This is a genomic window from Rhizobium sp. Root149 (assembly GCF_001427345.1).
Taxonomy (GTDB): Bacteria; Pseudomonadota; Alphaproteobacteria; order Rhizobiales; family Rhizobiaceae; genus Neorhizobium; species Neorhizobium rhizoryzae.
In genome coordinates, this window is sequence record NZ_LMGD01000015.1 from 1 (window position 1) to 10,246 (window position 10,246).

Here is a 10,246-nt window from a genome sequence, read left to right on the forward strand (position 1 = left end):
CGGGTTGGTTTACCGCTATCGTGGCGCTGATGGACTAGAAGGAGAAGAAGGCGCCTTCACGACCTGCACATTCTGGTATGTCGAATGTCTAGCCCGAGCTGGCCGTCTCCAGGAGGCTCAGATGAACCTGGCAAAGGGCCTTGCCTATGCCAACCATCTCAGCTTATTCGCAGAGGAAGTCGACGTGCGCGGGCTTCCGCTCGGCAATTTTCCGCAAGCCCTTAGCCATCTCGCATTCATCAGTGCCGCCTATTTCCTCGACCGTCGGCTCGACCCCGCCTATCGGCCGAATTGGCAGCCTTGATCCACTGATCGGCGATGACCGTCGGCTGCGTCACGATCGGCGCATGGCTTGCCGTGACCTTGGTAATCTCAGCCTTGAGGCACTCAGGCACCCGCCTGATCTGCAAGAGTAGTTGATGGCCAGATCAAGCGGTTGGGACGGTCCCTCCGTCGATTACATGCTCGGTTCCTGTGATTGATGCGGCTCGATCCGATGCGAGAAACGCAATCAAATCAGCAACCTCTTCCGGCTTGGCCGGACGTCCAAGCGGTATGCCGCCCAGTGAATTCATGATAACCTGCACTGCCTTTTCGTAGTCAATTCTGGCTTCCTCGGCGATGCGCAGAGCGAGACCGTTGGCCCCCGGATTGGCGATCCAACCGGGAGAGACCCGCACCACCCGCACACCTTTCGGAGAAACCTCCTTGGAAATGCTTTTGCTGTAGGTGTTGAGCGCCCCCTTGGCTGAAGCGTAGCCAGTCGTCGCTTCCGGTAGCGGGAGGTGTCTCTGGATCGAGGTCACGTGGATGACGACGCCGCTTCCCTGAGCGACCATCCCGGGAATGAGTGCGCGATCCAGCCGGACCGCCGGAAAAAAGTTCAGATTGAACTCCTTTTCCCATTCATCGTCGGTCAGCGCTGCAAAGCCGCCTGAAGGGGCGGACGAGCCCCCCAGCACATTTACAAGGATATCAATGCCGCCGAGTTCTTGGCTCACCGCGTCCACGACGGTCTTAACCCCCGCGATGGTGGTCAGATCGGCTTCGACAAACGCTGCGCCGGAGAAGTCTGCGGGCTTCTTGCGGGCAGTGGTCAGAACGCGAGCGCCGAGCGCCTTGAACAAACTCACTGTTGCTGCGCCTGCACCCGAGGTCCCACCAGTGATGAGGGCGCGACGGCCTTTCAGGTCAATAAATTGTGTCATACGCTAATCTCCAGTTCAGCGACCTTGTCGCTGGCAAGGACAAAGAAGAACCGCAGATCGATGGGGCTACCTGGAAATTCCCCAGCCGCGTGCGCTGTTACCTGGGTCTTTCCGTTCTCGGTGGTGATCAAGAAGGGCTCAACGGTGTAGATATACTGCTGTGTCTCATCAGCTATCCACGCGCGGATTGCATCGCGGCCCCGGTGGGTCTTGCCCTTGTCTTTCACGAAGCCGTTCTCGGTGAATGCGGCAGCAACCGCATCCGGGCTACCTGTCCGGTCTGCCTTGAAATAAGTCTCGATGGCCTTGGGTAATTTGACTGTCATTCGATTTCTCCCGGTCCTGTCCGAGCCCTTGGGCTCTGTTTCGATCTGCGTTTGAGATCAATTGACTGGAGGCTAGATCAATCTCATTGACCAAATAAGCGGGATAAATCAGGATGAGGCATTGCGAAAAGAGGGACAATGACCCGATCTGTTCTTGCTGACCTTGATGCCGTTCTCAGCATTGCTCGCCTTGGCTCCTTTAGAGCGGCCGCCCTCGACCTCGGGATATCGACAACAGCGTTGAGCAATTCCATCGCAAAACTCGAACAGCGCCTCGGCATCCGCCTGTTCAACCGGACAACGCGAAGCGTTTCGCTGACCGATGCGGGAAAGACCTTCGTTGAACGGGTTGGCCCAGCGATGACTGACATCCACGATGCTATGCTCGCCGCTCAGTCATTTTAGGAAATTCCGAGAGGCACGCTACGCATCAACGCGTTTGCGACGGCAGCACGGGAAGTGATGGAGCCGCTCATCCTTGCGTTTTTGCAGCGCCATCCTCAAGTGCATATTGACCTGGTCACCGAAGGACGGATTGTCGATATCGTCGCAGCCGGCTTCGACCTTGGTCTCAGGCCCGCAGAGCTGGTTCCCGCCGATATGATCGCCGTGCCATTGGGCCTAAGGCGCAGCAACGCCGTGGTTGCATCCCCGGAATTCCTGAGAACGCATGGAAGGCCGGTCGTTCCGACCGACCTGTACCGGTTCCGCTGCATCCGCGCCCGCCTTCCCAACAACGCTTTGTTCCGATGGAAATTCGAAAAAGACGGGAACACCGTCCAGATCGACGTGCAAGGCTCGATCACCCTGGACGAGTCCAGTCTGGTGAGGATCGCCGCGCAAAATGGTGTCGGGCTCGGGTACGTTATGGAGGCAGACGTCCGCGAAGACATTGTAGCCGGGCGCCTGGTGCGCGTTCTCGATGACTGGACGCCGACGCTGGCACCTCTGGCGCTGTACTATCCCGGGAGGAAAAACCCGCCAGCGGCATTTACCGCTTTCATTCAGGCCGCCAGGGAGTTTGCAAACCGATAACCATCGGTTTGACAAGGCGACTGGCCTTCGAAGCTTCGTTTCCTGATCTCATAGCCGGTTTCGGCCCACGGATCCGGGATTGACATCGAGGCTAATCACGGATAAAAGTTATCCATGATTAGGAGGCCTACCATGAAATTGAGCGAAGGTGTCGAACAGGCAATTCATTGCGTGGCTTTCCTTGCCGGCTTGTCCGAGGAAGGCGTGCTGTCGGCCGCAGCACTCGCCGAACTGCACGGCGTATCGACGAGCTATTTGCTGAAGCATCTGCAGGCGCTGTCCGGCGCAGGCATCGTCGCGACGACGCCGGGCCCCAAGGGCGGCTACCGTCTGGCCAAGGCGCCGAAAGACATCAGCCTGCTCGACATCGTCCTTGCGGTTGAAGGTCCGGCGCCCGCGTTCCGATGCGCAGAGATCCGCCAGCGTGGGCCGAACCCTCTTCCGCAGCGCTACTTCACCAAGCCCTGCCAGATCAACACAGCGATGCTGAAGGCAGAGAAGGCCTATCGCGCAGAACTCGCCAAGGTGTCCGTCGCGCACCTTCTGGAGGACCTCGGCGCAGACGACGACGGCGGTATCGCCGCCCGAGGATGCGCCTTCCTTGAACTCCATGAACGCAAGACGGGCAATCGCGCCTTGTCATAGGAGAAAGCACCATGACCAAGATAAAGAAGGTCGTCGTCATCGGCGGCACGGGCCTGATCGGATCGAAGGCAGTGAAATTGCTCCAGGACGCTGGCCACGAAGCCGTCGTCGCCAGCTCCCGCAACGGAATCAACGCCTATACGGGCGAAGGACTGCAAGCCGCGCTCGCGGGCGTCGACGCCGTCATCGACGTCTCAAACATGATGTCGTTCGACAAGGACGTCATCACCGACTTTTTCGGGACGTCGAGCCGGAACTTGACGAGCGCCGAACAGGCTGCGGGCGTGTACAATCACGTTACCCTCTCAATCGTCAACGCTGACCAGCTTGCGTCTAATCCTTACATGGCTGGCAAGCTGACGCAGGAAGAGGCCGTCGCATCCTCGGGTCAAGCCTATACCATCGTCAGGGCAACACAGTTTCACGAGTTCATCGAAACCCTGACCGGCGCCTATGCAGCCGACGGCGCGGTCAAGGTGCCGGATATCGACTTCCAGCCGATCGCGGCCACCGATGTGGCCGCCGCTCTCGTGCAAGCCGCGCTGGGCGAGCCGAAGAATGAAACGATCGATCTTGCTGGACCGGAACGGGCACCGTTCGGTTCCTTTATCCGGGCATATCTCGATGCAAAGGGCGACGTCCGGCCGGTGACCGCAGACGCCGCGGTTGATTACTTCGGCGCTCCTGTCGCGAAGGGTTCACTGGTGCCCGGCGGGGAGTACATCAAAGGCCAGATCACCATTGCGCAATGGCTGAAGGCTTGAGGAGAGTGCACGATCATGAAGACCATTCTCTATGCGTCTGCGGCACTCGCGGCGCTCCTTGCGACCGCGTCCGCCCATGACGTGACAAAGCCCGGACTCACATACGACACGAAGGATGCGAAGGTGACACTCGTCTACGAGCATCCCCTGCCCGACCACCCCGGCAAGAGCGTCAAGGGCGTCCTTGTCGAGTATGGACCCGGCGGCTACAGCTCTGCCCACACGCATGCGGAGTCCGCGCTCATCTACGCCACGGTCCTAGAAGGCGCGATCCAGAGCGCCGTGAACGGTGGCGAGACAAAGACCTTTACCGCCGGTCAGAATTTCACCGAGCTGCCCGGAGACGACCACGACGTCAGCGCCAATGCCAGCAACACCGCACCGGCGAAGCTGCTCGCCGTCTTCGTCGTCGATACCGACGACACAGTCCTGACGACGCCGCGCAAGCCGTAGCGCCACTTAGCAGCCTTCTTACTCCAGCTACTTCACAAGCAACGACGGATTCTCCGGCGCCCGGAAAACCGTGCCCTCAAGAAAGGAAAAACAATATGTCCCGCCTGAACTGGTCCGAAGTCGCCCCCGAGGGAGCAAAGGCACTCTTCGGTGTTCACCACTATGTCATAGCCAAGACGAACCTGCCGGCCGAACTGATCCACCTTGTCTTTCTGCGCGTGTCGCAGATCAATGGCTGCGCCCACTGCATCGACATGCACAGCCGCGATCTGCGCAAGACGATGTCTGTCGACAAGATCGCGCTGCTACCGGTGTGGGACGAGGTGCCTCACTTGTTCAGCGAGCAGGAACAGGCAGCGTTGGCCTGGACTGAAGAAGTCACGAATGTCAGCCACACCCATGCGTCAGACGAGGCTTATGCCGCTGCCGCTGCAGCTTTCGAACCAAGAGATCTGGTCGATCTCACAATCACCATAGCTGCGATGAACGCCTTTAACCGACTTGGTGCGCCGTTCCGTCTTCCGGTGGCAGCGAAGGCTTGATCGGGCCCGCGACACTGCAGAAACAGGTAGCCTGCCGCGCCTCGCAAAGGTCCGGCAAGCTGCGCCAGCGACGTAAGCGGCGAGCTGAGGCCGTTCAGGCTTCTAGTTTCATGGCAGGAGTGCATCGAGATCGCTGCTAGGCCAGCCGTTGGCGATGCGCTCAAGGGTCTGGGTGAGCAGGCCTGCGGATCTACGTTGTTCATCTTCGCCGTCTGAAGGAGTGTGGCGATTGTCGCCCAGGTCCTTCCACCGCCATCGCTGCCAGCGAAGAGACTGTTCTTTCGCGTAATTGTCTGGGGCCTGATGGCGCGCTCAACGATGGTGGAGTCGAGCTCGTCGGACCAGAACCGCCGCAACTGTCGCGGCGACCCGTCAAGGCGATCGGGCACCGCCTCGATCATTCGCATCAATCCAAGGCTAGCCGCAGGCCTAGACATAGATCCTCACATTCAGAGAACTCGTTTGTCCAAAATACCCTGCCCAGCATCAGCGATGCCAGATGGGGCCTCCTTGCCGCTTACCCTGTTTCTCAGATATCACTTTGCTTTGGGGGTTGGTATAACGCACTCCCGCGAGGCCATGCTCACATTGATTCATCTGGCTGGCTAACTATGAAAGCCACAAATTAGCGGAATAATATGGATGCCAAGATCCATTTGCAGTGATGACGCCGACCTTTTTTGCTGGCTCATTTGTCACATTCACTAGTTACCCCTAAAACACCGGTCGGTTGCGTTCTTGATTTTCCATACCAAGGGATGACCGGCGCGCGTCGGAAGCTCAGCCACGGCGGTTTCTTGACTGGCTTAGTGCTAGTTTCTCGCACGCAAAAATGAGGTGCTGAGCATAAACCTAGAGCGCATGAATGCAACAAAGGAAGCTCAGCTGCCAGTATAAACCTAAGACGTTGAAGTTTATCAAGGAGCGAAGGGCCGCCACCGCTCAGGTGGCCAGATGGCTCAGGCAGCCTTGGTTGATTGAGGGGCGGCACGCGAAGAAGGAATCATGAACCTAGCCATGAGTTGCTGTAGTGCTTCAGCTTCTGTCGCCAAAGACATCATGGCTGCCGAAGACTCCTCAACGATTGCTGCATTTTGTTGCGTGTCCCTCCCAAATCCCGATATTGCATTATCAATCGCCGAAAGACCGCTTGCTTGGTCGGTGGTATTAGTGGTGATCTGCGCAACGGCATTTCCGATTGAGGTTATTTCAGCAATGATGGCTTCCAGCGCGTTGCCGGCATTGTTGACAAGATCGACACCTGAGCTCACCTGATCACCAGAAGCATTAATCAGGGTCTTAATCTCCTTGGCTGCCTGAGCCGAGCGCTGAGCAAGTTCGCGCACTTCCGTTGCCACGACTGCAAATCCCTTGCCTGCCTCCCCTGCGCGTGCAGCTTCTACGCCTGCGTTCAACGCAAGCAGATTTGTCTGGAAAGCAATCTCGTCGATGACGCCAATTATGTTGGCGATCTGGCTGGAGGAGCCCGCAATTTTGCCCATGGCTTCAATCGCATCGTTGACCACGACGCCGGATCGGTTCGCACCGTCGGTGGCTTTTTGTAACGTCGCACTGACGTCATGGGCAAGTCTTGCAGTTGAAGCCACCGCATCCGTCAAGTGTGACAAGGCTCCGGAGGTTTCTTCGATCGTTGCTGCCTGACGTTCAGAACGAACAGAAAGATCATGGTTCGTTTCGTTGATCTGGCGGCTACCGACATTGATTTGCGCGATGACGTCATTGGCCTGGGCAATAACCGCCTCCAGCCCCTGCATTGAGGAGTTATACAACATTCGAAGTTCATCAAGATCGTCTGACAGGGCCTGATTGATTCGATATGAGAGATTGCCGGAAGAAAGCTGCCTAAGTGCATCTCCCAATACGTCCACAGCAGCGGCTATTTTTGCTGCTTCTTTACTCTTCTCTGCTTCCCGCGATTGGCGCTCTGCGTCTGCCTCTGCAGTGGCCGTCTCAATCAAGAGGGCTGCATTCTCTGCCTGTTTTTGTGCGGCCACCGCCTGCCTTACGGCATCGTCAGCCGACTCGAAAGCTTTCGAAAGGGCAAGCGTCAAGGGTATGAGGACGAGTGTCTGCGCGATCAGCACGACGGCGTGGAGCATGACGCGAGAAACGTCCGACGCCGTTGGGAACACTGCCAGTGGCATGATGAAGTAGAGAAAGAGATGATGGCATGCCACAAGTGCCGCATATGCCATGATCGCACGCCAATCAATCAAAGTTGCACATATGGCCAGTGAGGCAAAGAAGTACATATGCGCGTCAATCTGCAGGGGCGAACCGCGGAAGGAATACACAATTAGCGCTACACTGGCAGCGTTTGCCGTTGCTGCCATCAGGCGCGTTGTCGGCCCCACCGGGTCCTTGTACCAAGCGATTGTCGAGGGAATCGCAACGGCAATTGCTGCAAGAACAGGCACCCAATCGATGGCTTCCGATCCGAAAAACTCCCGTGCTAAGATCAGAAGCACATTGACCCAAAGTATTGAAATTACGCCGCGGCCGGCAAACTCACGAAGTCTTCCCAAAGAAGCCATTTTCCCCCCTCTTGCAGCCAACTGCAAGATTCTCATTCAAAACTACCAACGCACCCGCCTTCATCAACCTGGATGGAAAATCAGGGTTGGTTGAATAAGCAACAATGATCCACTCGTAGCGTCCGGCGGAAACGATCCTCCCATCTGCCTGAGCAATTCGATTCATTCTCGCTGCATTCGATTCAAAAGGACTGCTGATCACGAGTACCGTATCGCCTCGAGGAGCGGCCCAGACTGCAAAAATGAGAAGAGTACACAGTCCGAAGTTGGCAAATATCAACCTGATATCCATGAGCTTTTCCACCTACAGGTCCGACAGATTTGGAAGAAATAAGTAAACAGCAGTTTAATTTTTTAGCTAGAACTAATCATCGATTTGTATTGCGGCTGACTTACCGTTTGTCACCCTCGATTATCCCGCTGCGGAAGTGGAAAACTTCTTGATCCAGGTAAGAATATCTTGGCCTTTGCAGCTTTCAAATGACGTGCGCAGACCACAGGTTGAAGAGGAAGCAAATGCGCCTCTTTCGAAGAAGGGGTGGGGATTCTTGTTCGCGTCTGTTTTTGGCGCGGGTGGTCGTCATCTAGGATGCAGAACAGCATTGATGATGAGTGAGGAAATCACTCATGCCGCTTCACCGGCTACTAAGGCCGGGCTACCGCCTCTGCCGATGATTGGCGGAGCTGACCGGCAACGTGACCAGCAGACGGCGGGCACCGGCAAATTTGTAACGCTGTCTTTCGGCGTAGGTGAAGCATCCCATTTCAATTACCTGAGGAAAATGCCGTTGCTGGCAGCGAGCGCGCGAGGTTGTAGGTCATACAAATTCAGCTAGCGCACGGTCGGGCTTTTCCGGTCACGGCATACCTGCTGCAAACGCAGCAACGGAATTGGAGCTTTGGCAAGAGCGCGTAGAGTCCCGAGATCTCGCCAAAGTTCATACTTTTCATCGCTATCAAGTCCACGACACCGCCACGGCGTCGCGATGCTTTAGTCAATGATCTGGACTAAGCCAGACCGACCGCCGGCCGCAATCGGTCGACAGCAACACGAGTTTTGAATTGAAACACTCAAACGGGATCCGGGAGCAGTTGATCGGTGGACGCTATGTCATGCGCGATCTCAACGGGCGAACGATTATCAACCGTCCGGCCGCCGCCCGCGATGTGTACCGATTTCAGCATCTGGACCGCTGATTCTCGTGATCGGTTCCCTGTCCCGACTTCGGAAAATCTGAATGTCATGACGCCCTTCCAGTTCTATGGTTTGTATCCCGCCCCTGCTGAGTCCGGCGCTGATCGCTCTGATGGGCGGAAACGGCGCATCCAAACATCGAAAAACTCGGATACACCATTCCCGAACTTACGTCGCAAGAACGAGCGCGACATTGTTCGCGGGTCACTGAAAGTCACGGGAGACCCTCGGCCAGAAGCATGCAGTTGATCCCTGAGGCCCGCGCCGGAATGGGCCGAGATGTAGCATTCTGCAATGACCGACACCCACGTTCTTCCCTTGAACGAAAGACCCCGGATCAGGTTCACTTTGACCAACCGCAGCTAATTCCGCTTGGGGGAAACGCCGAAAACCACTTTGCAAAAGCTCCGGAACTGTTCAAGCAAACCGAGGCATCCCATTTAATTAGTCAATCGGGTGCCTGTTTTGGCAGCCTTGCGCGCTATTTCACCGAAGGTCTGGACGAGTTGATTCATTGTCGTGGGCTCGTAGTAGTAGTCTGCGGCCCCACTTGAACAGGCCTCCAGAAGCGTCTTTCCTTTGGCAGGTGCCATGAAAGCGATTGCATAAATCTTGATGCCATCGGCCTTCGCCTGATCGCAAATTCCACGCACCTTGTCATCAATTGACTTGTTCCAGACACCCGTGCTCCCCGTCATCTCTCCATCCGTCATGAAGACGATGAAACGCTCNCTGATCGCAAATTCCACGCACCTTGTCATCAATTGACTTGTTCCAGACACCCGTGCTCCCCGTCATCTCTCCATCCGTCATGAAGACGATGAAACGCTCGAAATTCTTATTCTTCTTCGCGTCATGAGCGTTTTTCTCCGTCTGGTTGGTCCGACCCAACGCTGTCAACGCATTGGTTAACGCACCACTCGCGTCCGTTCCACCGTCTGGCTTTTCGGATATCTTGTTTACGTATCGGGCAACGTCGCTGCTGCCCCACTCAATGCGCTGCTCGGTCTTTGTCTTGTCATCGTAAGACGAGGCACCGAGACGCAACAGGCTGCTGTTGGGGTCAGCCTTCTTGAGCTCATCGAACATCACACCGGCGGCTGCTTTAAGCGAAGCGATTTTGGTAATGTAATTGGTAGCATCAACCCATTCATCAACCGTGCGCTCACATATCTGTGTCTCATTGCCAGGACACGGGTATCTTTCTTTGCGCTGCTTTTTAACTTTCTTTGTAGGCGCGACGGGATCGACAGTCGTCGTGTCCCAAGCCATCGATCCTGACTCATCCAGTGCAAGATACATCGACAATGCATTTCCCTGTCGGCCGCTGGATGCCTGGCTTTCAACCGAAATCCTGAAACTATTGAAGCCCAGAAGTGCACTCATGCCATTCAGGGAGAGATCATAGGTTGATGTCATCCGGACGTCGTACGTTTCTGAGTTTCCTGAGGTTGTTGTGCTGACTGCGAACGTGGTGCTGTCCTTCAGCTTCTTCTCGTCTTCCGCTTTCTGGGCTGCTGTCT

General features: G+C 56.3%; 12 protein-coding genes and 2 pseudogenes. 8 read left to right on the forward strand and 6 right to left on the reverse strand.

All coding sequences use genetic code 11. The features are described from left to right. Window positions 1-304: glycoside hydrolase family 15 protein (locus tag ASD54_RS27060; RefSeq protein WP_348272043.1), on the forward strand; the 304-nt coding region annotated here is incomplete at its 5' end. A 124-nt stretch (window positions 305-428) separates the two neighbouring features. Here ASD54_RS27060 and ASD54_RS11890 read toward each other — a convergent pair. Together ASD54_RS11890 and ASD54_RS11895 are read right to left on the reverse strand one after the other, a co-directional pair. Further along, window positions 429-1,208 (reverse strand): SDR family oxidoreductase, encoded by a 780-nt coding sequence (locus ASD54_RS11890; protein WP_062554841.1) that lies wholly within the window; start codon window positions 1,206-1,208, stop codon window positions 429-431. Then, window positions 1,205-1,534, reverse strand: a complete 330-nt coding sequence (locus ASD54_RS11895) for a nuclear transport factor 2 family protein (protein ID WP_062554842.1) — start codon at window positions 1,532-1,534, stop codon at window positions 1,205-1,207. Before ASD54_RS11895 ends, ASD54_RS11890 begins: the two co-directional genes overlap by 4 nt. Window positions 1,535-1,672: 138 nt before the next feature. Here ASD54_RS11895 and ASD54_RS11900 point away from each other — a divergent pair. From ASD54_RS11900 to ASD54_RS11920, 5 genes and pseudogenes are all read left to right on the forward strand, one after another. Next, window positions 1,673-2,569: pseudogene (locus ASD54_RS11900) on the forward strand (LysR family transcriptional regulator). Between the two features lie 132 nt (window positions 2,570-2,701). Continuing rightward, entirely contained in the window at window positions 2,702-3,214 is a 513-nt protein-coding gene (locus ASD54_RS11905) for an Rrf2 family transcriptional regulator (RefSeq protein ID WP_062554843.1), read from the forward strand. An 11-nt stretch (window positions 3,215-3,225) separates the two neighbouring features. Beyond that, a complete protein-coding gene (locus ASD54_RS11910; protein WP_062554844.1) occupies window positions 3,226-3,978 on the forward strand; it encodes an NAD(P)H-binding protein in 753 nt (250 codons plus the stop codon). A gap of 15 nt (window positions 3,979-3,993) precedes the next feature. Then, window positions 3,994-4,431 (forward strand): cupin domain-containing protein, encoded by a 438-nt coding sequence (locus tag ASD54_RS11915; RefSeq protein WP_082547189.1) that lies wholly within the window; start codon window positions 3,994-3,996, stop codon window positions 4,429-4,431. A 95-nt stretch (window positions 4,432-4,526) separates the two neighbouring features. Then, complete coding sequence (locus tag ASD54_RS11920) at window positions 4,527-4,973, forward strand: carboxymuconolactone decarboxylase family protein (protein ID WP_062554845.1); 447 nt, start codon at window positions 4,527-4,529, stop codon at window positions 4,971-4,973. A gap of 108 nt (window positions 4,974-5,081) precedes the next feature. On the opposite strand, the pseudogene ASD54_RS26165 reads toward ASD54_RS11920, so the two are convergent. The 3 genes and pseudogenes from ASD54_RS26165 to ASD54_RS26830 form a co-directional block, all read right to left on the reverse strand. Beyond that, window positions 5,082-5,323: pseudogene (locus ASD54_RS26165) on the reverse strand (transposase domain-containing protein); the annotation flags it as partial. 609 nt (window positions 5,324-5,932) lie between these two features. Next, window positions 5,933-7,528, reverse strand: coding sequence for a methyl-accepting chemotaxis protein (locus ASD54_RS11925; protein WP_162249579.1), 1,596 nt, complete (start codon window positions 7,526-7,528; stop codon window positions 5,933-5,935). Beyond that, window positions 7,503-7,820, reverse strand: a complete 318-nt coding sequence (locus tag ASD54_RS26830) for a hypothetical protein (RefSeq protein WP_062554847.1) — start codon at window positions 7,818-7,820, stop codon at window positions 7,503-7,505. The genes ASD54_RS11925 and ASD54_RS26830 overlap by 26 nt, the downstream gene beginning before the upstream one ends. A gap of 148 nt (window positions 7,821-7,968) precedes the next feature. Between ASD54_RS26830 and ASD54_RS26585 the strand changes: the two genes are divergently transcribed. Together ASD54_RS26585 and ASD54_RS27445 are read left to right on the forward strand one after the other, a co-directional pair. Continuing rightward, a complete protein-coding gene (locus ASD54_RS26585) occupies window positions 7,969-8,364 on the forward strand; it encodes a hypothetical protein (RefSeq protein WP_156379198.1) in 396 nt (131 codons plus the stop codon). Window positions 8,365-8,590: 226 nt separating this feature from the next. Continuing rightward, entirely contained in the window at window positions 8,591-8,725 is a 135-nt protein-coding gene (locus ASD54_RS27445; RefSeq protein WP_280139184.1) for a hypothetical protein, read from the forward strand. Between the two features lie 438 nt (window positions 8,726-9,163). On the opposite strand, the gene ASD54_RS11940 is transcribed toward ASD54_RS27445, so the two are convergent. Then, on the reverse strand, window positions 9,164-9,454 hold a 291-nt coding region (locus ASD54_RS11940; protein WP_210170885.1), incomplete at its 5' end, for a VWA domain-containing protein. Between the last annotated feature and the right edge of the window lie 792 nt (window positions 9,455-10,246).

What these genes read in the sequence shown, in the direction of transcription:
- ASD54_RS11890 (WP_062554841.1), bottom strand. Translation starts at nt 1,208, where the DNA reads ATGACACAATTTATTGACCTGAAAGGCCGTCGCGCCCTCATCACTGGT.
- ASD54_RS11895 (WP_062554842.1), bottom strand. Translation starts at nt 1,534, where the DNA reads ATGACAGTCAAATTACCCAAGGCCATCGAGACTTATTTCAAGGCAGAC.
- ASD54_RS11905 (WP_062554843.1), top strand. Translation starts at nt 2,702, where the DNA reads ATGAAATTGAGCGAAGGTGTCGAACAGGCAATTCATTGCGTGGCTTTC.
- ASD54_RS11910 (WP_062554844.1), top strand. Translation starts at nt 3,226, where the DNA reads ATGACCAAGATAAAGAAGGTCGTCGTCATCGGCGGCACGGGCCTGATC.
- ASD54_RS11915 (WP_082547189.1), top strand. Translation starts at nt 3,994, where the DNA reads ATGAAGACCATTCTCTATGCGTCTGCGGCACTCGCGGCGCTCCTTGCG.
- ASD54_RS11920 (WP_062554845.1), top strand. Translation starts at nt 4,527, where the DNA reads ATGTCCCGCCTGAACTGGTCCGAAGTCGCCCCCGAGGGAGCAAAGGCA.
- ASD54_RS11925 (WP_162249579.1), bottom strand. Translation starts at nt 7,528, where the DNA reads ATGGCTTCTTTGGGAAGACTTCGTGAGTTTGCCGGCCGCGGCGTAATT.
- ASD54_RS26830 (WP_062554847.1), bottom strand. Translation starts at nt 7,820, where the DNA reads ATGGATATCAGGTTGATATTTGCCAACTTCGGACTGTGTACTCTTCTC.